Source organism: Niabella hirudinis, assembly GCF_051201075.1.
GTDB classification, from domain to species: Bacteria; Bacteroidota; Bacteroidia; order Chitinophagales; family Chitinophagaceae; genus Niabella; species Niabella hirudinis.
This window is the reverse complement of sequence record NZ_JBPEHJ010000001.1, coordinates 595,295-617,194: the sequence shown is the minus strand read 5'-3', so window position 1 is coordinate 617,194 and position 21,900 is coordinate 595,295. Positions and strand designations below refer to the sequence as shown.

Annotated in this window: 17 protein-coding genes and 1 tRNA gene; 8 read left to right on the top strand and 10 right to left on the bottom strand. The window is 47.0% G+C overall.

The window, feature by feature from the left end; all coding sequences use genetic code 11:
• Nucleotides 1-14: 14 nt before the first annotated feature.
• The 3 genes from GGU45_RS02300 (at nucleotide 15) to aqpZ (ending at nucleotide 2,822) form a co-directional block, all read left to right on the top strand.
• Nucleotides 15-977: a hypothetical protein gene (locus GGU45_RS02300; protein WP_435221633.1), complete on the top strand. Its 963-nt coding sequence runs from the start codon at nucleotides 15-17 to the stop codon at nucleotides 975-977.
• On the top strand, nucleotides 974-1,972 hold the full coding sequence (locus GGU45_RS02295; protein ID WP_435221631.1) for a vWA domain-containing protein: 999 nt from the start codon (nucleotides 974-976) through the stop codon (nucleotides 1,970-1,972). The genes GGU45_RS02300 and GGU45_RS02295 overlap by 4 nt, the downstream gene beginning before the upstream one ends.
• 136 nt (nucleotides 1,973-2,108) lie before the next feature.
• Complete coding sequence (aqpZ, locus tag GGU45_RS02290) at nucleotides 2,109-2,822, top strand: aquaporin Z (RefSeq protein WP_435221630.1); 714 nt, start codon at nucleotides 2,109-2,111, stop codon at nucleotides 2,820-2,822.
• 326 nt (nucleotides 2,823-3,148) lie between these two features.
• Here aqpZ and GGU45_RS02285 read toward each other — a convergent pair whose 3' ends face one another.
• The 6 genes from GGU45_RS02285 to kdpB form a co-directional block, all read right to left on the bottom strand.
• Nucleotides 3,149-5,392 carry a tetratricopeptide repeat protein gene (locus tag GGU45_RS02285; protein WP_435221628.1) on the bottom strand — a complete coding sequence of 748 codons (2,244 nt, stop codon included), beginning with the start codon at nucleotides 5,390-5,392 and terminating at the stop codon, nucleotides 3,149-3,151.
• Nucleotides 5,393-5,436: 44 nt separating this feature from the next.
• Nucleotides 5,437-7,164 carry an ATP-binding protein gene (locus tag GGU45_RS02280; RefSeq protein ID WP_435221626.1) on the bottom strand — a complete coding sequence of 576 codons (1,728 nt, stop codon included), beginning with the start codon at nucleotides 7,162-7,164 and terminating at the stop codon, nucleotides 5,437-5,439.
• 37 nt (nucleotides 7,165-7,201) lie between these two features.
• Entirely contained in the window at nucleotides 7,202-8,311 is a 1,110-nt protein-coding gene (locus tag GGU45_RS02275) for a sensor protein KdpD (protein WP_435221624.1), read from the bottom strand.
• 12 nt (nucleotides 8,312-8,323) lie between these two features.
• Entirely contained in the window at nucleotides 8,324-9,424 is a 1,101-nt protein-coding gene (locus GGU45_RS02270) for a porin (protein WP_435221623.1), read from the bottom strand.
• Nucleotides 9,425-9,538: 114 nt separating this feature from the next.
• Nucleotides 9,539-10,087 (bottom strand): K(+)-transporting ATPase subunit C, encoded by a 549-nt coding sequence (gene kdpC, locus GGU45_RS02265; RefSeq protein ID WP_435221621.1) that lies wholly within the window; start codon nucleotides 10,085-10,087, stop codon nucleotides 9,539-9,541.
• 124 nt (nucleotides 10,088-10,211) lie between these two features.
• A complete protein-coding gene (gene kdpB, locus GGU45_RS02260; protein ID WP_435221619.1) occupies nucleotides 10,212-12,293 on the bottom strand; it encodes a potassium-transporting ATPase subunit KdpB in 2,082 nt (693 codons plus the stop codon).
• A gap of 161 nt (nucleotides 12,294-12,454) precedes the next feature.
• Between kdpB and GGU45_RS02255 the strand changes: the two genes are divergently transcribed.
• Nucleotides 12,455-12,808, top strand: a complete 354-nt coding sequence (locus tag GGU45_RS02255) for a four helix bundle protein (protein WP_435221617.1) — start codon at nucleotides 12,455-12,457, stop codon at nucleotides 12,806-12,808.
• Nucleotides 12,809-13,025: 217 nt separating this feature from the next.
• Here GGU45_RS02255 and kdpA read toward each other — a convergent pair whose 3' ends face one another.
• The 3 genes from kdpA to GGU45_RS02240 all read right to left on the bottom strand — a co-directional run bounded on the left by kdpA (nucleotide 13,026) and on the right by GGU45_RS02240 (nucleotide 16,445).
• Nucleotides 13,026-14,714, bottom strand: coding sequence for a potassium-transporting ATPase subunit KdpA (gene kdpA / locus GGU45_RS02250; protein ID WP_435221615.1), 1,689 nt, complete (start codon nucleotides 14,712-14,714; stop codon nucleotides 13,026-13,028).
• A gap of 146 nt (nucleotides 14,715-14,860) precedes the next feature.
• A complete protein-coding gene (kdpF, locus tag GGU45_RS02245; protein WP_435222018.1) occupies nucleotides 14,861-14,938 on the bottom strand; it encodes a K(+)-transporting ATPase subunit F in 78 nt (25 codons plus the stop codon).
• Between the two features lie 286 nt (nucleotides 14,939-15,224).
• Nucleotides 15,225-16,445, bottom strand: coding sequence for a sigma-54-dependent transcriptional regulator (locus GGU45_RS02240; RefSeq protein WP_435221614.1), 1,221 nt, complete (start codon nucleotides 16,443-16,445; stop codon nucleotides 15,225-15,227).
• Between the two features lie 224 nt (nucleotides 16,446-16,669).
• On the opposite strand from GGU45_RS02240, the gene GGU45_RS02235 reads away from it, so the two are divergent.
• Together GGU45_RS02235 and GGU45_RS02230 are read left to right on the top strand one after the other, a co-directional pair.
• On the top strand, nucleotides 16,670-17,692 hold the full coding sequence (locus GGU45_RS02235; protein WP_435221612.1) for a LacI family DNA-binding transcriptional regulator: 1,023 nt from the start codon (nucleotides 16,670-16,672) through the stop codon (nucleotides 17,690-17,692).
• Nucleotides 17,693-17,777: 85 nt separating this feature from the next.
• On the top strand, nucleotides 17,778-18,812 hold the full coding sequence (locus tag GGU45_RS02230; protein WP_435221610.1) for a phosphotransferase enzyme family protein: 1,035 nt from the start codon (nucleotides 17,778-17,780) through the stop codon (nucleotides 18,810-18,812).
• A 75-nt stretch (nucleotides 18,813-18,887) separates the two neighbouring features.
• Here GGU45_RS02230 and GGU45_RS02225 read toward each other — a convergent pair.
• Nucleotides 18,888-18,961: transfer RNA gene (locus GGU45_RS02225), tRNA-Pro, on the bottom strand.
• Nucleotides 18,962-19,153: 192 nt separating this feature from the next.
• On the opposite strand from GGU45_RS02225, the gene GGU45_RS02220 reads away from it, so the two are divergent.
• Together GGU45_RS02220 and GGU45_RS02215 are read left to right on the top strand one after the other, a co-directional pair.
• A complete protein-coding gene (locus tag GGU45_RS02220) occupies nucleotides 19,154-20,770 on the top strand; it encodes an FAD-dependent oxidoreductase (protein WP_435221608.1) in 1,617 nt (538 codons plus the stop codon).
• A 48-nt stretch (nucleotides 20,771-20,818) separates the two neighbouring features.
• Nucleotides 20,819-21,808 (top strand): Rpn family recombination-promoting nuclease/putative transposase, encoded by a 990-nt coding sequence (locus GGU45_RS02215; protein ID WP_435221607.1) that lies wholly within the window; start codon nucleotides 20,819-20,821, stop codon nucleotides 21,806-21,808.
• Nucleotides 21,809-21,900: the final 92 nt, after the last annotated feature.

The window sequence follows — 21,900 nt, the reverse complement described above, 5'->3', positions numbered from 1 at the left end:
AGAGCAAACAACGGATGTTTAAAAAGGGAGCCCGGATCATTGGTTTATTATTGCTGCTGACGGCAGGTTTAAATGCATCATTGCCGGCCCAGAATGCAACGGTGAGCGCTTCTGTGGATAAAAATAAGATCCTCCTTGGAGAACCGGTTTTGCTAACACTCGAAATCCGGGCCCCGGCCGGCAGCAACATAAAACCTGTAAAAATAGATACACTCCCGCACTTTGAGCTGCTGTCAAAGGATAGTATCGCAAAGGATAGCGCGGGCGGACAGTTAATAATACGCCAGTATTTCCGCATTACCAGTTTTGATTCGGGTCGTTGGGTCATTCCACCCATCATTCTGAATGCCAAAGCTAAAACAGCATCTGTTTTAATGGATGTGGTTTTTACCGAACCGTTCGACCCCAGCCAGCCTTATCATGATATTGAGGATGTTCGCTCAATCCCTTTCATATTGGGAAAACAGTTTGAGAAATGGTGGTACATGGTGGCGCTCCTGCTCATGATGATAACATGGATTGTTTACATAATGACGGGTGAAAAGAAGCCCCGGACAGCAAGCAGAGCGTATAAAAGCGCTTATGCAACAGCCAAGCAGCAACTGGCCGCACTAAAAGGATCGCAGGTGTCGGGGAGTCGCTTCTATGCCCGTATGGTAGAGATCCTGAGAACTTTTTTGTCGGACCGGGCAGGCGTGAATTCCTTGCAGCAGACATCAGGGGATCTTATTGAAAAGATAAAACCGCTTTTTAATGATACGCAATTATATGGGAGCCTGGAGCAGGTATTGTCGCTGTGCGACCTGGTAAAGTTTGCCCGCTACGAACCGGAAGCGGCGGAGGCGCAATCTGCATACGAGGTGATTGATAAAGGAGTGGATCATATCGAAGAGGGCGTCCGGAACGCTGCTAAATTAAAAAAGGAAGAAGGAGCACGCGTGGTACCGGCGCGCGCTGAAACGCTACATAAAAAATGATCTACGACTGGTTTCAAAATATTAAATTTATCTGGCCGGAGAACTTTATTTTCCTGGCGCTGATCCCGTTCTTAATTGCTCAATATGTTAAAAATGGCAAACAGGGTAAGAGCGCAATCCTTACATCAGGCATCCAGTCGGCGATTCCCGGTACATTTAAAACCCGCTTCCGGCACCTGCCTTTTATATTGCGTTTGATGGGGATTGCCTGCCTGGTAACGGCATTGGCGCGGCCACAGCATCAGCAGGAGATGTCGCGCAGCGAAGGCGAGGGTATTGATATTATGCTGGTGATGGATGTGAGCGGCAGTATGAATACGCCGGATATAAAGCCAAGGCGGTTTGTTGTTGCAAAAGAGGTGGCGATTGATTTTGTAAAGAACCGGCCAACGGACCGGATTGGGCTGGTTATTTTTTCCGGCGAGGCCTTTACCAAAGTGCCATTGACGCCCGACAAAGCGACCTTGCTGGACCAGCTCAGCAAGCTGCGGGTAATGGATGATGGCTACCTGGAGCCGGGCACACTTATTGGCGAGGGGCTGGCCACCGGGGTTAGCCGCATCAGCAAGGGAAGCAGCAAAACAAAAGTGATCATATTGCTGACCGATGGTAAGGAAGATGCGCCTCCTACCCGTATTATTGACCCGGATATGGCATTGGAAATTGCCAAAGCAAATCATGTAAGGGTTTATTGCGTGGGGTTGGGGGTAAGCGAATTTACCGAGGAGCAGGTGGCCTCGGGTGTCCGCAATTTCCTGGATGAGGATTTGCTGAAACGGATTGCCGGCCAAACGGGGGGACAGTATTACCATGCCGTGGATAAAACATCGTTGCAGGCGATTTATAACCAGATCAATAAACTGGAAAAAACGAAGGTGGAGGTAATCCGTTATAAACAAACCGAGGAAATGTTTCTGCCGCTGGTACTGGCCGCTCTGGCGCTTTTGCTGATTGAGGTGCTGCTGCGGTATACCTGGTTTAAGCGTTTCCCCTAAGACAGGCGCCGGTTGTTTTTTTTTGAAATAAAAGGTATTTATTGGAACAATTCCAGAGTTTTGGTATCTTCAAAAAATAGTTCATGATTGCTGAGGCGTAAGTACATCGTTTAATCACCTTAAAAACATAAATCATATGAAAGTAACTGCTGTATCAAAGTTCTTTGCGGAACTGATCGGGACCATGGTTCTGGTGCTTATGGGATGCGGAAGCGCTGTAATTGCCGGCGCAGACGGTACAACGGGCGTAGGTTTACTCGGAATTGCTTTTGCGTTTGGATTAAGTGTGGTAGCGATGGCTTATGCGATCGGTCATATATCCGGTTGCCATATCAATCCTGCAATTTCCATTGCTATGGTGGCCGCCGGGCGTATGAAGGCAGGGGAAGCGGCATATTATATTTTGGCGCAGATCATCGGGGCCATTATAGGCGCGGCATTACTGTACCTGATTGCCAGTGGAAAAGCTGATTATATGGGCGGGCTGGGGCAAAACGGGTATGGAGAACTTTCGCCGCAAAAATACTCATTGCAAAGCGGATTGGTAGCCGAAATTGTCTTTACATTTATTTTCCTGTTGGTGATCCTGGGGACTACTTCAACAAAAAATATCCATGGAGGGTTCGCCGGTCTTAGCATTGGCCTTAGCCTGGTGTTGATCCATATCGTGGGTATACCCATCACCGGTGTTTCTGTAAATCCTGCACGCAGCATTGGCCCCGCATTGCTCAAAGGAGGCGAAGCGTTGAGCCAGGTGTGGCTGTTTATCCTGGCGCCTATAGCAGGTGCGGTCCTTGCAGCCGTTGTATGGAGCCTGCTGCTGGAGCGGCCTGAGCAGAAGGCGGCCTGACCAAAACATGCAATGCACCCGGAAGGCTAAATAATGTAAGGGTCATCATCGTACAATGAATGGCACGATGATGACCCTTATTTGTTACGGGCAGTGCAACAACGGCTCATTAAAAACCGATATGGGGGATTGACTCATGGATGCGGTCAAACTAAAGCGATCAAGCCTCTTTTGCAGATACTCATTCCGGTTGGATTTGTTAAACCGGCCTTTACTTTCTCAAATGATCCGGAAATCACCGGTAGCGATGTGTTCAATAACAGCCGTTGATAGTTCGCCTGTGGTCGTGTTTTCCCCCGGGTTTAGACCATACAAGGATAACAACGTTACAACATGCCCAACTGTTGCCAGAGCTGAAGGAAACGCTGGTCGCCGGGGTAGTAGCGTTTAAGGGTTGCCGCGTAAGGCCTGGCTGCGGCCGGGTTATTCTGTTGCAGGTGCAGCACACAAAGCGCATAATTAATGTCTGCATCCGAAGGCGCCAGCTTTAGCGCTCTGAGATATTGTTGCTCTGCATCTTTGTATTGTTGCCGTTGCTGCAGCAAAATGGCATAGTTGTAATATACGCGTGGATTCTGTGTTTTGAGCTCAATGGCTTTTTTCAGACTTTTTTCCACATTTTCGGGTTGCTGCAGCTCATTGTACAAAAGTGCGAGGTTAAAATAAATACGGTCGTTTTGAGGATCAACGCGGGCGGCTTCTCCCAGCGTTTTTAAGGCTGCCTGGTTATTTCCCTGGATGTTATAAACGGTTGAAAGGTTCAGCCGCGCATAGTTCATCTGGTTGTCTTTCTGCAATCCTTTCAGGTAAAAGGACTCGGCTTTGTCGTAATTTTTCAGCTTTAGATAGTAGTCTGCTGCCATGATGTTGCCGGATGCAAAATCGGTTTGGTAAAGCACGTGATCGTTGAGTTCGGCTAATGCGTTGGTGTAACCGGCCCCCAGTCCGGCCACCAGGTCGGCATCGTTGGCGCCCAGCACCAGGTTGGCGGCGGCAATGCGCACGGCCCTTACCTTGTCCGTAAACATTTCCCCTATTGCATCGCGCCACAGGGTGGGCGCAAAATTATTCAGACCGGTAACTGCCCGGTAGCGTACCTGGGCATCTTTGTTGTGCAGCTCCTGCAGTACGCCGTCAACCGGGTGGTTGCCTCCCTGAACACCCGATAAATAGTGTACGGCAGTGGCCTGGATGATGGGCGGCGTAGCTGTATCCTGTATCAGTTTTATAAGATGGGCCTGGCTGCCTGCGTCCATTTTGCTGCCTGGAACCAGGTCCTCTGCAAAATGATATTTTCTTGTACTTCCAAACCATTTATTTACCGCCGCTTCAGCCCAGCTTGCAGGCTGGTTGGTATGACAGTTGTTGCAGGCATTGGGGGTTCCGTATTTTACGGAAAGGTCGGGACGCGGTACCCGAAAAGTGTGATCGTTTCGCCAGTCGTTGCCCATATAAAATTTGCCGGGCATGTGGCAGCTCTTACATTCAGCGCCTGCCGTATTTACGGCGTGAAAAGTGTGTGTGGGCGCATCATATTTTTTATCATGGCATTGCAGGCAAACCCCGTTGCCGGCAATCAGTAATTTTCCGGTATGGGGGTTATGGCAGTTGCTGCATTTAACCCCATGTTTGTACATCTTGCTTTGCAGAAATGAGGTATAGGTGTAATCTTCATCATCGGCCTGCCCGTCTGCATGGAAAAATTCAGTAGTTGGGATTTCCGGAATATAATCATCCATGATTTCATTGCTGTTCTTCAAATCACTGCTGATGTTTCCTTTACGGGCATGACAGGGAAAACAGGTTTGGATCTGTGCCAGCTGGCTGCTGTTCTTAGCGGCTCTTAAATAAGAACCCGGGTGTTTTTCCCCTTCTTTGTAAGCGCTATTGATATAATCAACGTGCTGTTTGGCCGGCCCGTGGCAGGCTTCGCAGCTTACGGTAAGCGCACTATAGGTGGTATTGTAACTATCTGTTTCCGTGTTGTAATTCTTTTTTAAATTGGTACTGTGGCATTCAGCGCACATCGTATTCCAGTTTTGCCCGTTGCCGGTCCAATGCAGCCAGTCGTTGGCCGCAATTTTTTGGCCGGCATATTGGTGAAACCATTTTTTATCCTTGCTGTTCCAGGATTGGCGGGTTGCCTGCATTCGGCCCTTGTCAAATTCTACCAGGTATTGTTGCAGGGGGTAGTAACCAAATGTGTATTTGATTTCGTAGTCGCGGTTCTTCCCGTCCGGGCCTTCCGTATTGATAAAAAATTTGCCTTCTTTTTTAAAAAATTTAGAGCTGACGCCGTCTGCCGTGTAAGACGCATTATTGAAGTTGCCCAATACCGTCGAATCGTTTGCAGGCTGCATGGCTTTGAAATGATCCGATAACTGCCACTGATCATGTTCGCTTTTATGACAACTGATACAGGCTGCATCACCTACATAGGCGTTGGCTGTTTGCTTTTCTTCATTTTTTTTATCCCGCTGCGAGCAGCGAACCATAATCAGGCTGCCTATAAAAAGGAGCAGGATAGTAGAAAGGACAAGAACGGTCTTTTTGTGATGCATCCACCTCATAAGGAACAAATATAAGTAATAGCAACGGTAAAGACCGCCGCCGGCTAATCGTTGCTGGTAACCGGAAGGGTTACCGTAAATTCCGTTCCTGCTCCAAATTCACTGTGCACCTGAATGGAGCCGCCTTGTGCTTCAATCAGCTCTTTGCTGATGGAAAGCCCGAGGCCGGTACCTTCTTTCCGCGAGCCGGGTACCCGAAAATAGCGGTCGAATATTTTGTTGAGGTAGAAGGGGGCGATGCCCTGCCCACGATCTTTAACTATAAACTGTATTGTGTTGCTTTCGACCGCGATGGCTACTGTAACGATACTGTTATCATGACTGTAGCGGATGGCATTGGATACCAGGTTGCTGAAGATCCAGGAAGTCTTATCCGCGTCTACGTTTACAAAGGGAAGGCCCTCCGGCAGGTGCAGCTGCAGGTGGATGTTCCTGGATGCGGCGGCCGTTTCGTTAATCTGAAGGGCCTTATGAATGAGGTCTTCCGGGCGGCACAATATAGGCTGCAACTCCAATTTGCCGCTTTCGAGCTGGGTTACATTCAATAACTCGCTGGTTATTTTCAGCAGGCGGGTTGCATCTTCCTGTATGCTTTCGGCCAGTTCTTTTTGTTCGGGATTTAATGGGCCGATCCTGTTATTCTCCAGTAGCTGGGCGCTCATTTTAATGGAAGAGATGGGAGTTTTGAGCTCATGGGAAACAGTGGCAATAAAATTGGTTTTTGCATAATCCAGCTCCTTAAAAGGAGTAATATTCTTCAAAAAGATTACATCACCCAGGTGCTGTGCTTCGGTTTCGCCGGTAGGAACAATGCTGATGGGGATGATGGCTTTTTCGAAGTAACTTTCTTTATTGTCGGCATATATTTTCAACGGTTCGGCGGCGGCGGACGGTTCAAAAAAATCCCGGATCAACATCCGGATCAGATCGTTGCCTACGGCCAGGTCCTGCACCTGTTTTCCCAGCACATCCGAAGGTTTGGTGTTGGTGATCCGGGCGGCTTCTTCGTTGATGAATATTACTTTTTTAGTTTCATTGAGGCCAATCACAGGTTCGTGTATGTTGTTGATCAGGGTTTCGATTCTTTGTTTTTCATTCATCAGGCGTGCCAGGCTACTGTTGTTATATTCTTCCAATTTCTGCGCCATGGTGTTAAAGGCCCGGGCCATTTCGCCAAATTCATCGGGTTTGTTATAATAAATGCGTTCAGCATAATTTTTTGAACTAATACTCCTGATGCTGGAAGTAAGCGTTTTGATCGGGTTAGAGATTGCGGAGGGCAGATTCAGCAGGAGGGTAAAGGCAATCATAAAACAAAGCGTGCCGCTTACAGCGATCCACAGGATGGCCGTATCTGCCGTTTTGCCGGCGATCTCACTTTTACGCTGTATCGCCTGCATATTCAGCAGCATAATAACGGTCAGGTCTTTTCGAAGTTGCCGGAACAATGCGGTGTCTGCGGGCCTTGTTTTTATTTGCCCGAAATCGGCTTTTAGGCGTTCTGTAGCTTCCAGCTCATTGGGCTCGGTAATATTATGTTGTTGTTTGCGCAACTGTTCTCTGAACCGGGATTGCATTTGCGGTGATTGAATATTACTATCCAGGGCAAGCAGCATCTCGCGCGCGTAGGCCACGGAATTATAATTGTCCGTCAGTATATTTTTAGTATCGGCCGACAGGCGGTTTATGTATACTCCCGATTGGATGGCCAGGAAGGCTACCAACGCAAAGAGTGCTCCCAGGCCCAGTACTAATTTTGTTTGGATACGCATTCTTTAATTTTTATGCAATAACAAAAATAAAACAACATTAGCTCAGGATCACGACATCGATCTGGCTATCGCCCAGCTTTTTCAAAAGATTGTTGAAAATATTGGTGGCTGCAATTACCTGCATCAGGCTCAAATGGGGTTTGCCGATGCAGATGGTTGTGATCTTTCGTTCTTCGGCCTGCTCCACAATGGCCGCGGCAACACGTTCAGCCTTCATTTTTATAATTTCTGCCCCCAGCTCCGTTGCCAGCTGAAAATTATGGATGAGGTGCCGTTGTTTATCCAGCCGTATCTTGCCCACACTTTCGGAAGAGGTTTCTACATACAGTACGCACCATTTGCTGTGATAATAGTTCGCCAGGCGTGCTGTTTTGCGGATAACGGTCTTTGATGTGATTTCGTTGCTGCTGATGCAGGCCATAAACCGCTCCTGCTGCAGGGGGAGTTTTACCACCTCGGCCTCTACTTTGCGTTCCACGGCAGAAGCGACTTCTTTTAAAGCCAGTTCGCGCAGCTGCAGGATATGGTCGTGTTTAAAAAAATGGTTGAGGGCCGATTGTATCCTATCGCTTTTATAGATCTTGCCTTCCTTCAGGCGGGTGATCAGCTCATCGGATGGCAAGTCGATGTTTACGACTTCATCGGCCTCTTTAATGACGCTGTCCGGTATCCGTTCCGTTACGTTAATGCCGGTGATGGCCCGGATATCTTCGTGCAGGCTTTCGATATGTTGAATGTTTACGGCTGAGATTATGTTAATACCGGCATCAAGGATGTCCCGCACATCCTGCCAGCGTTTATAGTTGCGGCTTCCTTCTATATTGGTATGGGCCAGCTCATCTACCAACACAACTTCCGGCCGCAGGTTGATGATGGTGTCTGTATCCATTTCTTCCAGTTCCTTGCCCTTGTAAAAAAGCCGCCGGCGTGGAATTTCAGGCAGTCCTTCCAGCAGGGCATGGGTCTCCTCACGCCGGTGGGTTTCAATATAACCGATGCGTACATCGATCCCGTTGCGCAGTAGCACATGGGCTTCCTGTAACATCCGGTATGTTTTTCCAACGCCGGCGCTCATGCCGATATAGATCTTAAACCGGCCCCGTTTGTTTTTTTGAATGAGTTTTAAAAAGTCGGCTGCTGCATCCATAGTGTGGTTTGTTTAAAAAGAAAACGCAAGTGCGCTTGTGACTGTGAAGTTATTATTTGATGGAAAATTACCCTTTAAAAAGATCGGGTCGCTGCTGTTAAAACCCCGGCCTTCGATGCGCCATACAAACTGGCGGATGATCTTTCGATCTATATTGAGGGAGTAGCCCCAGGTCTTAAAACCGTTTGCAGTGCCGGTGGCGATAATCACCCCTTTCGGGTCATTAAAATATTCGCCGCGCAACCCGATATTCCATTTGTCGTTGAACCAGTTGGCGATCAACACCGGTGTATACCAGGTATTATAGCTATTGCGCCTGGTTGCCTGCTGTTCCATGCCGATATCGAGTCCGAGGGTTAGTGAAAAATGAGGTGCAAGAAGCAACTGTCCGTACAAATCGTGAAAATACCGCATCTGCCGGCTACTGTCCGGTTTGTCATTACCAATAAATGAGCTGCTGTTGAGCGTTACCTTATCCGAAGGCCTGAAGGTAAGTTGGTGACCAAAGGCAAGGGTATTGTTTTCGTGTACCCGCTCAATGCGTTGCCATCCGTTCAGTACCAAACCGCTCATATACCATTTACCGTTACCGGAGGTATAGGAAAGACGGGCTCCTGTTTCAAAATACGGGGAATTGTCTGCGGCAATGCTGCGGGTCAATGTTTGGCAGTCTTTACCAATAGCGCTTTCCCAGCCAATATGGGATGGCAGGATGCCGGCATCGACCCAGAGGTTGTGCTTTTTTGAGAGTTTGAAACCTGTATTGGCTTCGTAAACGTTCTTTAACCCGTCTTTTTCGGCGGCCATATTATCATTGCTGTAGGTGCCGGCCATCAAACCAATATTCCCTCTTACGCGTTCCGTGGTATAACTGGCCTTAACCAGTGCAAGATTGATGCAGACCGTATTGTGGCGATTGTAGCTGTACAAAAAAGGCTGGCGGATATGATGACCAGGTTTGCCAAAATCATAGCTGTAAAATGTTTCGCCATAGCCGCTGATCGCCAGGGATTTTGCGGTGGTATCTGTTTGTGCCGTTGCTTTTTGAAATGCGGTAAAAGGAGCGGTTAGCGCTAACCAGATAATGCTGTTACGGATTGTTCTGCTGTTCATGCTTGTTGTATTCTTTGTTGTTCTTGTGTCCGGCGGCCTTGCGGGTTCTGGCAACTCCCCTTTTCAAAGAGGAGGGCCGGGAACGCCGGCGCAGGTCAGGGAGGTAAAAGGAAATTAATGGTTCAAATTGTCGAGGTCGATATTTAACTTCAATACGTTTACTTTCCGGGGCCCCAATAGGGGCCGGTTCGTGTGTTGGTTTACCAGATCCTGCACGGTCTGTTGAGATAGTTTGCGGGCCGTTGCAATACGGGCCACCTGTGCATTGGCTGCCGCAACGGAAATGTCCGGATCCAGCCCACTGCCGCTTGCAGTAACGATATCAGCGGGAATCACCGCTCCGGGATTTTTTTGCCGGAAGGCTTCAACCCGTTGCTGTACCTCTTTCAGATAGTCGGGGTTATTGGGCTCTTTATTGCTGCCACCGCTTCCTGCGGCATTATAAGCAACTGCGGAGGGGCGGGAGCTAAAATAAATAATACTGTCGAAACGCTGTCCGATATTAGCATAATAGCTTTTACCGTTGCCATCGGTGATCTTTTCTCCTTTTCCTTTTTCGGGGGTGAGCCTGGCAAAGCCGGAGAGCAGGAGTGGATAAATGCCTGCGCAAAGGATCAATAGCACAAGGGTGAGGCGTATGGCGGGAAGGATATGTTGTTTCATTGTTTTGTTTTTTGAGGAGTGGAGTGATTAGTGAGATGTTTATAGTGAAATGTTTTTAGTGAAATGTTTTTTGTGAGAGGTTTTTGGTGAAATGTTTTAGTGAGATGTTGAATAGGGATCGGGTTTAAAAAAGCAGGCCGGTTAGCAGATCGATGACTTTAATGCCAATAAAAGGCACAACGATACCGCCGAGGCCGTAAATGAACAGGTTTCTTCGCAGCAGGGCACTGGCGCCAATGGGTTTGTAAGCAACGCCTTTTAACGCCAGTGGTATCAGTAAGGGAATGATGATGGCATTAAAGATCACGGCCGAAAGAATGGCGCTTTCCGGGCTATGCAGCCGCATAATATTCAGTCCCTGCAGGGATGGAATGGCTGCAATGAATAAAGCAGGAATGATGGCAAAATATTTGGCCACATCATTGGCAATGCTGAACGTGGTAAGCGTACCGCGGGTCATCAGCAATTGTTTTCCGATCTCCACTACTTCAATCAGTTTGGTAGGGTCGTTGTCAAGATCCACCATATTACCTGCCTCTTTAGCCGCCTGTGTTCCGCTGTTCATTGCTACACCAACATCGGCCTGCGCCAGGGCGGGCGCGTCATTTGTACCATCGCCCATCATCGCCACCAAACGGCCTTCTGCCTGTTCCTTGCGGATATAATTCATTTTGTCTTCGGGTTTGGCCTCTGCAATAAAATCATCTACCCCGGCTTTTTCTGCAATAAATTTTGCGGTAAGCGGGTTGTCTCCGGTTACCATCACTGTTTTGATACCCATCCGGCGCAGCCGTTCAAAGCGTTCCAGTATGCCGGGTTTAATAATGTCCTGTAACTCAATTACGCCCAGCACTGTATCGTTTTGGGCTACCACCAGGGGGGTGCCGCCGCTGCTGGCAATCTCCTTCGTTTTAGTCAGGGTTTCCACAGGGATGGTATTGCCGGCTTTTTGAATAAGCCGGGTAATGGCATCCATTGCGCCCTTGCGAATATGGACGCCGTTGAAGTTTACACCGGAGCACCGGGTTTCTGCGGTAAATGGAATGGGTTTATAACTGCTGTGTTCAGATGAAAATTGCTGCTGTGCATGGGGAATATGGCTTTTGTCTTTAAACAGGCCGGAAGCCAGTTCCACAATGGATTTTCCCTCCGGCGTTTCATCTGCAAGAGAGCCCAGTACCGCCGCTTCCATAAACGCCTGCTCGCTGGTGCTACGAGCGGGCCAAAAGTGGGTGGCCTTCCGGTTCCCGATGGTGATGGTTCCGGTTTTATCCAGCAGCAGTACGTCAATATCTCCGGCGGTTTCAACAGCCTTTCCGCTTTTGGTGATCACGTTCGCCCTCAGTGCCCGGTCCATGCCCGCAATGCCGATCGCAGAAAGCAAACCGCCAATCGTGGTTGGGATCAGGCAAACAAAGAGCGCGATCAGGGCGGCAATGGGGATGGGTGAATGGGCAAAATCTCCAAAAGGTTTTAGCGTGGTGCAAACAATGATGAACACCAGTGAAAAGCCTGCCAGCAGGATGGTAAGGGCAATTTCATTGGGCGTTTTCTGACGGGAAGCGCCTTCTACCAGGGCGATCATTTTGTCGAGAAAACTTTCGCCGGGTTTGGTGGTTACCTTCACTTTTATTTTATCCGACAATACTTTGGTGCCGCCGGTGACGGAGCTTTTATCGCCCCCCGCTTCGCGGATCACCGGTGCGCTTTCGCCGGTGATAGCGCTTTCATCGATGGTGGCAAGACCTTCAATGATCTCCCCATCTGTTGGGATGATATCGCCTGGTTCGCAAACAAAAAAATCATTGAGCTGAAGGGTAGAAGAGGGGACGATGCGGATCTCATTCAGCGTCATTTCCCCTACCAGTTCTATTTTCTTTGCGGGGGTTTCTTCTCTTGTTTTCCGGAGACTATTGGCCTGAGCTTTACCACGGGCTTCGGCAATGGCTTCTGCAAAATTGGCAAAGAGCAGGGTGATAAAAAGGATGGAAGTAACCGTAATATTGTATGCCAGGGATCCCTGTGCTGCGCTGTGGCCTGTTACCCCGATCCAGATGCATACGCCCAGCATTATCAGGGTGCCGATCCATACCAGGAACATAACCGGATTGCGAAACATTTTTGAGGGATTGAGTTTTACAAAAGAATCTTTCAGCGCTTCGATAACCTGATCTTTTTGAAACAGGGATGTATGTTGCGTTTTCATTGTGAGTGTTTGTGAGATGTTGTTAGTGAGATGTTGTTAGTGAAATGTTGGCGGTGAGATGTTAGTGGTGATGAGTTTTTTGAGAGAATAGATCCTGGTGAGGATGAAGCGTATTTTGTTTTTATATTAGAACTAATTATATTCGATAAAATATTTAACTTATGAAACCACACCAGAAATTAAACGCCTGGGCAGACAGTTTTGAGCTTGTCAAAGAATTGTATGCCGTAACAAAAATGCTCCCTCCGGAAGAAAAGTTTGGCCTTGTTTCGCAAATACGCAGAGCGGCCGTTTCTGTTCCTGTAAACATTGCCGAAGGGGCCGCGCGGAAGAGTCCCAAACAATTTGCATGGTTCCTGTATGTTTCACTGGGGTCGCTCACAGAACTGGATACGCTGATATTGCTCTGCGGAACCCTGGAATTTGTTTCCCGGAAGGAATGCGACCGTTTGGTTGAAAAAATGGATATCATTGGTAAGATGATTTATGGGTTGATTAAAAGTTTGGAGAGGTGATGTGAAGTGAAAAGTTGTTAGTGAGAGGTGAAATGCTGTTGGTGAAAAGTTGTTGGTGAAAGGTGAAAAGTTGTTGGTGAAAAGTGCGATGCTGTTGGTGAAAAGTGCGATGTTATTGGTGAGAGGTGAGGCGAAGAAGACTAACCCAATCATTCCTCATTCTACTTTTCATCAACTACTTTTCACTAATAACATCTCACTAACAACGTTTCACTCTTTATCCCATCCCAAAATACTCCGCAATGGGTCCCAGGGTTAATGCTGGAAAGAAGGAAAGCGCGGCTATAATAACGATCACGGTGAATACCATAAATCCGAAAGTAGCCGTATCTGTTTTTAATGTACCGGCGCTTTCGGGAATGTATTTTTTTGCGCCAAGGATGCCGGCAATGGCTACCGGGCCAATGATCGGAAGATAGCGGGAAAGGATCAATACCAAACCGGTGCTGATGTTCCACCAAGGGGTATTATCGCCCAGTCCCTCAAACCCGCTACCGTTATTGGCGGCGCTGGAAGTATATTCGTAAAGCATTTCGCTAAAGCCATGGAAGCCCGGATTGGCGAGGGTAGAAGCGGTTTGTGAAGGCGATGCAGCCGCCAGCGCGGTTCCAGCCAATATCAGCAACGGGTGCAGCAGGGTTACGATCATTGCGATTTTCATTTCGCGGGCTTCTATTTTCTTACCCAGGAACTCCGGCGTACGGCCCACCATCAATCCGCTTACAAAAACCGCCAGAATGATGAACAAAAAATAATTCAGGATGCCCACACCGCAACCGCCATAAAAACAATTGGTCATCATGGCCAGCAACATATTCATGCCGCTCAACGGCATATAGCTGGAGTGCATGGAGTTGACGGAGCCTGTAGAGATAACGGTGGTGGCAATACTCCAATAGGCGGAGGAGGGTGTGCCAAAGCGTACTTCTTTTCCCTCCATGGCTCCCAATGCAGGACTAACGCCCATTGCTGTAATATGGGGATTGCCGTTCATCTCCGTAATCATATTGGGGATGCAAAGAACCAGGAATCCCAGGGTCATTACACCCCAGATAACCCATCCCAGTTTTCGCCGGTTGATGAATTGTCCAAAAGCAAATACCATTGCAAAGGGAATCAGCATTTGTGCGATCATTTCCGTCATGTTGGTAATGTAGCTGACATTTTCCAGCGGATGGGCGGAGTTGGCGCCAAAAAAACCACCGCCATTAGTGCCCAGGTGTTTGATGGGAACAAATGCCGCTACCGGGCCCGTAGATACATGAGTGGTATCGCCCTGCAGGGTGATCATTTGCTGTTTTCCTTCAAAGGTCATGGGCGTATGATTCAGGATCAGGATTATACCAATAATGATGGAAATGGGCAACAGGATCCGGGTGATGGATTTGACAAAGACGTTATAAAAATTGCCCAGGGTTTGGTGGGTGCCTTTCCGGAAAGCGTAGAACACTGCGACTGCAGCCGCCATACCGGTAGCAGCAGTTACAAACTGCAAAAACATCAGATAAAGCTGGCTGAAGTAACTGACACCGGTTTCTCCGGAATAATGCTGCAGGTTACAGTTTACCAGGAAGGAAATAGCGGTATTAAATGCCTGATCCGGCGTTTGATTGGGGTTCTGATCGGGGTTGAGCGGCAGCCAGGATTGATTCAGCAGGATGAACATTCCCAGGAAGAACCAGACGAGGTTGATGACCAGCAATGCTACCAGCTGCTGTTTCCAGTTTTGTTCTTTCTGGGGATTGATACCACTGCATTTGAAGATGATTCGTTCGATGGGGTTGAAAACCGGATCCAGAAACGTGTGCTCGTTGCCGTAAACTTTGGCGATGTACCGTCCTAAAGGCAAGGAAAGGATCAACGTAATTACAAACATGAGGATGATGCCTGATATTTCTGTGTTCATTGTTTGGATAGTGAGATGTTAATAATGAAAAGTTAATAGTGAAAAGTGGATAGTGAAAAGTGGATAGTGAAAAGTGGATAGTGAGATGTTGATAGTGAAATGTTTTTGGAGAAATGTTTTTAGTGGGATGTATGTGGGGCTGCTTCTTAAAACCTTTCGGGTTTGAGCAGCACGTAACACATATAGATAAATACAAGAATGGCGATGATGAATAGTCCGGTCATTTTTTAAGATTAAATGGGTTAAAAGTTTGTGTTAGATTTTTTCAAAGAAGGAAATGGATCTGAAAAAAAGAATGAAACAGCCAATGCCTCCGAGAATCAAAATACCTGTTAACATGTCTTAAGAATTATTTAATATTTAAAGTCGAACCTCTTGTGCCAAAAACAGGTCCGTTTTTTTTGCATAATCTTAAGCGGTTGATTACTATGTACTTATGTTGTGGTGGATGTTTTCGGGCATAAAAAAAGCCTATCAAAATGATAGGCCTGGTTCTCAAAATGAGAAATGCTATAATTTATATTCATCAATTTTCCGGTATAGAGTGGCCACTCCGATTTCGAGTATACGGGCGGCTTCCGCTTTATTACCTTTTGTAAACTGCAGGATGTTGCGGATATGGCTTTTTTCCAAGGAGGCCAGCGATGACGGATTTTCGGGCGGGATGGATCCTTGCCAATGGTATTGCTGAATTTCAAGAGGGAGGTCGCTTACCTGCAGTTCATCGCCCTGAGCCAGGATCACACAGCGTTCGATACTGTTCTTGAGCTCCCGGATATTGCCCGGCCAGCGATACTGTTCCAGGGCCTTGAATGCCTCCGGCGAAAAGCGAAGCTCCTTCCTGTTTGTTTTTTGTGCAAACATCCGGAGGTAGAATATCGCCAGCTCCCTGATGTCTTTTTTTCGTTCCCTAAGTGCAGGAAGGTCAATTTTAAAGGTTGATATCCGGTAATAAAGGTCTTCCCGGAATTGACCGGTTTCAATTTCCTTCAGCAGGTTGCGGTTGGTAGCCGCCAGTAGCCGCAGACTGATCTTTGTAGGTTTGGTTTCGCCAATCTTGATAAACTCGCCGGATTCCAGCACCCGCAGTAACTTGGCCTGCAGGTCGATCGCTATTTCACCTATTTCATCCAGGAACAGCGTACCGTTATGAGCTTCCTCAAGCAAGCCGGGCTGGTCTTTTACAGCGCCGGTGAAGGAGCCGGCCCGGTGCCCGAAGAGTGCTCCTTCCAGCAGGTCGCGGCTGAAAGCGGCACAGTTGATGGCTACAAAATTTTTATTTTTACGGTCGCCGGCCTCATGTATAGCCCTTGCAAAAACTTCTTTGCCTGTGCCGGTTTCACCGGTTATTAAAACGGTAGCATCCGTGGGCGCCACTTTTTTCCCAAAAAGAATGGCCCGTTGTATGGCTTCCGCCTGCCCGATAACGCTGTCGAAGGAATATTTGTTGCCAAGCTGTTTTTCCAGTTGCTGTACTCTTTTATGAAGTGTTACTTTTTCTATCGCCCGGTTCAGCAGCGGGATGATCCGGTTGTTGTCATCTCCCTTTGTAATATAGTCAAAGGCCCCGTTTTTTATGGCCTGTACGCCATCGGGTATATTGCCGTAGGCTGTCAGCAGGATCACTTCTGTTTGCGGCGCCCGGGCTTTTATTTTTTTTACCAGCTCCACACCGTTCTCATCCGGAAGTTTTACATCACAAAGCACCACATCTGCGCCTCTTTTTTCCAATAGTTGTAGCCCTGCGCGACCGTTTTCTTCCTGGAATACTTCAAATCCTTAGCTTTTCTTCGTCATCAATAATGAGTACACTGTGCTTCATTTTTGCTAAACTTGCAACAAAAGTAATACAATAAGTCTGTGATAAAATTTTTGGAAAAAAGCAATCGGCCAGGGCGTCTTCGGTAACTTATAAAATAATTGCGTTATCTTTATTTTTTGCATATATTACAGTTGTGAGTGAGTCTATACCTACCATAAAGGAAATTGCCAGGAGGCTGAATGTATCTGTGTCTACCGTATCGAGGGCGTTGAGCGATCATCCCCGCATCAGCGCGAAAACAAAGGAGGCAGTGAAGGAGCTGGCTAAGGCGCTGAACTATGAACCCAATTCCAAGGCGATTTTTTTTAAACAAAAGCGGAGCTATGTTATTGGCGTGATTGTGCCGCATATTTATGAAGATTTTTTTTCAAAGGGGATTAGCGGTATAGAAGATGTAGCGCTGGAAAACGGGTATACGATCTTATTTGGCCAAAGCCATGATCTTATTGATAAAGAGCGCCGGGTAGTGGAGGCTATGAAGAACCAGCGGGTGGATGGTCTGATCATTTCGCTATCAAAAGAAACCAATAAAAGTGACCACCTGAAAACACTGGATGCCTATAACATTCCCGTAGTTTATTTTGACCGGGTGCCTTCACTGGCTAATGTGAACAAGGTATATTGCAATTTATTTGAAGGAACGGTGGATATGATTGAATGGCTGTTTAAGCAGGACCGGAAGCGTATTGCCTTTATCAATGGCCCCGGGGCCATTATTGCCTCCAAGGAGCGTCTCGATGGATATATAGAAGGAATCTCCCGCAGAAAATTGAAGGTGGATATGCAAATGGTGGAGCAGACCGATTTTTCGGAGGAGGGCACGCATAAGGCAGTAGCCCGCCTGCTGCGGCTAAAAAAGCCGCCGGATGCTATTATCAGCTTTAACGACTATGTGCATATGGATGTTGTGAAGTACGCACTTAAGGAACACGTAAGAATCAATGGCGATATCCTGTTTGCCAGTTATGCTAATATTTCGGTAAATAAACACACCGCCTATCCGCCGGTTGTTTCTGTAGATCAGTTTCCATATAGCCAGGGTGAGGCTGCCATGAAAATGCTGATGGAAATTTTACAGCACAAACAAGATCCGGACACCAGTGAAAAAGCCTTCCGCCACAAAGAAATTCCCGTAGCCCTTGTTTACAACTCGTAAAACCCTTTGCAGGGCAATCGTTTGCACCGGGTTTTGAAAAAAAACTTACGTTTTATTTTATACATTTATTCCTTTAAACCAAATTATGGATAAAGTACTTGCCGGTTATGGATTAAAGGCAGATCATTGTAGGGTAAAGCCTTTTGGCAGCGGGTTAATCAATCATACATGGGAGCTTCAGAACGGAGGGCAGCGATATATTTTACAAAAAGTAAATCAGAACGTATTCCGGGAACCGGAAGCAATTGCGTGGAATCTGGAATTTATTGATGCTTACCTGAATGGGCAGGACGCCGGCTATTTTTTTGTAGCACCGGTGAAAACGGCTTTGGGAGGTACGATGTTGCACATTGCCAATGATGGATATTACCGGATGTTTCCATTCGTAAAAGGTAGCCATTCGATAGACGTGGTTGAAGAGCCGCAGCAGGCCTATGAGGCTGCAAAGCAATTCGGGATGTTTACCCAAAAACTGTCGGGTATCGATGTAGCGGAACTGAAAATTACCCTGCCTTCGTTTCACGACCTTTCGCTGCGGTATGAGCAATTTCTGGAGGCGCTGAACCATGGCAACCCGGAGCGGATTTCCGGAGCAGGCACACTGATTGAGGCACTCAAAAAACACGCAACGATTGTGGACCGGTTTCGGGAAATCCGGAAAAACCCCGACTTTAAACAACGGGTTACCCATCATGATACCAAGATCAGCAATGTTCTTTTTGATGAGCAAAACAACGGAATCTGTGTCATTGACCTGGATACGGTAATGCCCGGCTATTTTATCAGTGATGTGGGAGATATGATGCGTACGTATTTGTGTCCGGTAAGCGAAGAAGAGTGCGATTTTGACCGGATCGTTATCCGCGAAGATTACTACAATGCCATTATGAAGGGGTACCTGGAGGAAATGGAGGGTGAACTAACCACGGCAGAACGGGCACACTTTTTTTATGCAGGATTGTTTATGATTTATATGCAGGCCCTCCGGTTTTTGACGGATCATTTGAATAATGACCAATATTATGGCGCAAAATACGCAGGACATAATTTTATGCGGGCGCAAAATCAATTGACCTTGCTGGAGCGGTTGCTGGAGAAACAGGAAATATTGGAAAGTTGAGGACTCCCGACCGGCATTTCTTATAAAAATAAAAAAGGACAAAATAGAATAATTTCCATTTTGTCCTTTTATTTGTCGGGAAGACAGGATTCGAACCTGCGACCCCCTGGTCCCAAACCAGGTGCGCTACCGGCCTGCGCTACTTCCCGGTGCCTGTAAACAAAGCGGGTGCAAAAGTACGGGAAAATTTGCAAGAAATAAAAATAATTATTGGATTCGAGCCGTATTTTTTTAAAAAGAAGAGCCTGGAATTTGTGATCGAAGGAAAACAATGACAGCACCTGAAAAGAACAGGAACCATAAGAAAAACAATGGCATTCTTAAACTTAAATATTTGAGCAATGAAGAAAAGATCGATTGCATGGCTTATTTTAATAGCGGCTGAATTATTGCCGGGAAATGCCGTTGCCGGAAGAACATCCGCCTCCCGGTCGTATACAACCGACATTTGTGTTTATGGTGGTACGGCCTCCGGCGTAATAGCAGCGTATACGGCGGCCCGATGTGGCAATACTGTTTTACTGATTGAGCCGGGAAACTGGATTGGCGGACTGACCACAGGGGGCCTTGGGCAAACGGATTCCGGCGTAAAAGATGCGATCACAGGTTTTTCGCGGCAATTTTATCAAAGAGTGGCTAAGAAATACCGGGTCAGCGGAGAACAATGGGTATTTGAGCCCCGGGTTGCATCGGCCGTCATGCAGGATTTTTTAAAGGAAGGAAAAATAAAGGTACTGATGCAGACGCAAATTATTGCATTAAAGAAGAATGGCGCAAAGATTAGCGAAGCGCGTTTTTCGGGTTCGGCCGGGAATCAGCCCATCATTGTTCGGGCCGCGCAGTTTATCGATTGCAGCTATGAGGGCGATCTGATGGCCAGGGCAGGGGTGTCTTATTTTATTGGGCGGGAGGATAATAAAGTTTATGGCGAAACTTTGAATGGCTTCCAGTTGCCGGAGTACCATAAACGATCGGGTTATCACCAGTTTCCGGATGGTATTAGTCCCTATAAAACCCCAGGAGATCCGCAAAGCGGGCTGCTTTGGGGCGTTTTTAGCAGCGAGGCCGCTGCGGCAGGAACGGGCGATAAAAAAGTTCAGGCTTACAATTTCAGGATCTGTCTTACGGATAGTGCTGCAAATCGTATCCCCATTACCCGTCCTGCGGATTACGATGCTTCAAAATATGAATTGCTGATTCGCCTTTTTGAAGCGCAGCCCGGGTTGAGAGGGATTAACGACTATTTTATCTGGAGCAAAATGCCCAACCGTAAAACGGATGTAAACAATCGCGGCGGTTTTTCCACGGACATGATCGGGATGAACCAGGGCTGGGCCGAAGCCGGTTATGCTCAAAGAGCGGCCATGATCCGCGAAGCGCTATCCTACACGAAAGGACTGCTCTACTTTATGTCTTCCGACAAAAGAGTGCCGGATACATTAAGAAATTTTGTCCGAAATTGGGGCTATCCCAAAGACGAGTACAAAAACTTTGATCATTTTACCCCCCAGCTGTATGTGCGGGAAGCCCGTCGCATGATTGGGGCGTATGTAATGACAGAACATAATTGTACCGGGGATGCAACCGTTGATGATGGAATTGGGCTTGCTTCTTATGGTATGGACAGCCATAATTGCGACCGGATCGTGGTGAACGGAATGGTGAAGAATGAAGGAAATGTGGAAGTACGTGTAAAAAAGCCCTATCCCATAGCCTACCGTTCCATAACCCCGAAAGAAACCGAATGCACCAACCTCCTGGTGCCCGTTTGTTTATCCTCGAGTCATATCGCTTATGGATCTATACGCATGGAGCCGGTGTTTATGGTTTTAGGACAATCCGCTGCCATGGCTGCTTCCATGGCTATAAAGCATAAATTGCATGTTCAAAAAATTGATGTGCAAAGTCTTCGCGGCTGGCTGCAGGATGATCCCTACCTGGATAAGGGCGGGAGGTAAAACGGCAGGTCTGTATTAAAGAAAATCGTATCTTTAAGCATGGCTACTATGAAAAACACGGATGTACCTCCGATAGGGCGGTACATTGACCCGCTAACCGATTTTGGTTTTAAAAGGATATTTGGTTCTACATCTCATAAGAACCTGCTGATCGCCTTTTTGAATGCATTATTCAAAAACCAGAGGGTGATTGGAGATCTGGTATATAATCCACAGGAAAGCCATGGTCCGGCAAAACATTATCGCAAAGCTGTTTTTGATATTACCTGTACTGGGACCAATGGCGAAACGTTTATTATTGAGATCCAGCGCGCCGATCAAAAATTTTTTAAAGACCGTGCACTTTTTTATGTGGCCAGCCAATTGCATGAGCAGGGCATAAAGGGACGCAAACATTGGGATTTTGAATTACAGGAGATGTATTTTATAGGGATTGCAGACTTTACCTTTACTGAATCGATACCTGGTGAATGGCTGCACCAGGTACAATTGATAGAAGCTGCTAACGGTCGTGTATTTTATAATAAACTGGAATTCATATTTTTAGAATTACCCAATTTTGACTGTGCTGTAGAAGTACTAAAAACAGACCTGGATCGGTGGTTGTATCTATTGCGCAATATGGGGAAAATGGAAGAAATTCCGTTAACTTTACGGGGAGAAACATTTCAGCAAATGTTTGACATAGCAGCGGTTGCTAACTTAAAAAAGGAGGAATATATGTTGTACCGGAAAGACGTTTTAGATAGATGGACTGAATATGCTGTGTTAGAGACGGCAAAAGAAAAAGCCATAGCAGAAGGCCTGGAACAGGGTCGGGAGCAGGGCCTGGAACAGGGTCGGGTGCAAGGTTTGGAACAAGGTTTGGAACAAGGTCTGGCAAAAGGAATAGAAGAAGGTGCAGAGCGAAAAAGTCAGGAGGTCGTAAAGAAAATGTTGAACGCTGGAAGATTCACTATCCGGGAAGTAGCCGATTTTGCAGGCGTCACGGTTAGTTTTGTAAACAAAATAGCACAGCTTCTGAAAGAGAAAAAATAACATTATTTTTTAAGTTGTTGCCCTCGCTGGCTCAACTTTTTTTATGACGTTTACCTGCTTGTTGTCTGTATTTTCATTATTAGCATCGCTGC

What these genes read in the sequence shown, in the direction of transcription:
- GGU45_RS02300 (WP_435221633.1), top strand. Translation starts at nt 15, where the DNA reads ATGTTTAAAAAGGGAGCCCGGATCATTGGTTTATTATTGCTGCTGACG.
- GGU45_RS02295 (WP_435221631.1), top strand. Translation starts at nt 974, where the DNA reads ATGATCTACGACTGGTTTCAAAATATTAAATTTATCTGGCCGGAGAAC.
- aqpZ (WP_435221630.1), top strand. Translation starts at nt 2,109, where the DNA reads ATGAAAGTAACTGCTGTATCAAAGTTCTTTGCGGAACTGATCGGGACC.
- GGU45_RS02285 (WP_435221628.1), bottom strand. Translation starts at nt 5,392, where the DNA reads ATGAGGTGGATGCATCACAAAAAGACCGTTCTTGTCCTTTCTACTATC.
- GGU45_RS02280 (WP_435221626.1), bottom strand. Translation starts at nt 7,164, where the DNA reads ATGCGTATCCAAACAAAATTAGTACTGGGCCTGGGAGCACTCTTTGCG.
- GGU45_RS02275 (WP_435221624.1), bottom strand. Translation starts at nt 8,311, where the DNA reads ATGGATGCAGCAGCCGACTTTTTAAAACTCATTCAAAAAAACAAACGG.
- GGU45_RS02270 (WP_435221623.1), bottom strand. Translation starts at nt 9,424, where the DNA reads ATGAACAGCAGAACAATCCGTAACAGCATTATCTGGTTAGCGCTAACC.
- kdpC (WP_435221621.1), bottom strand. Translation starts at nt 10,087, where the DNA reads ATGAAACAACATATCCTTCCCGCCATACGCCTCACCCTTGTGCTATTG.
- kdpB (WP_435221619.1), bottom strand. Translation starts at nt 12,293, where the DNA reads ATGAAAACGCAACATACATCCCTGTTTCAAAAAGATCAGGTTATCGAA.
- GGU45_RS02255 (WP_435221617.1), top strand. Translation starts at nt 12,455, where the DNA reads ATGAAACCACACCAGAAATTAAACGCCTGGGCAGACAGTTTTGAGCTT.
- kdpA (WP_435221615.1), bottom strand. Translation starts at nt 14,714, where the DNA reads ATGAACACAGAAATATCAGGCATCATCCTCATGTTTGTAATTACGTTG.
- kdpF (WP_435222018.1), bottom strand. Translation starts at nt 14,938, where the DNA reads ATGACCGGACTATTCATCATCGCCATTCTTGTATTTATCTATATGTGT.
- GGU45_RS02230 (WP_435221610.1), top strand. Translation starts at nt 17,778, where the DNA reads ATGGATAAAGTACTTGCCGGTTATGGATTAAAGGCAGATCATTGTAGG.
- GGU45_RS02220 (WP_435221608.1), top strand. Translation starts at nt 19,154, where the DNA reads ATGAAGAAAAGATCGATTGCATGGCTTATTTTAATAGCGGCTGAATTA.
- GGU45_RS02215 (WP_435221607.1), top strand. Translation starts at nt 20,819, where the DNA reads ATGAAAAACACGGATGTACCTCCGATAGGGCGGTACATTGACCCGCTA.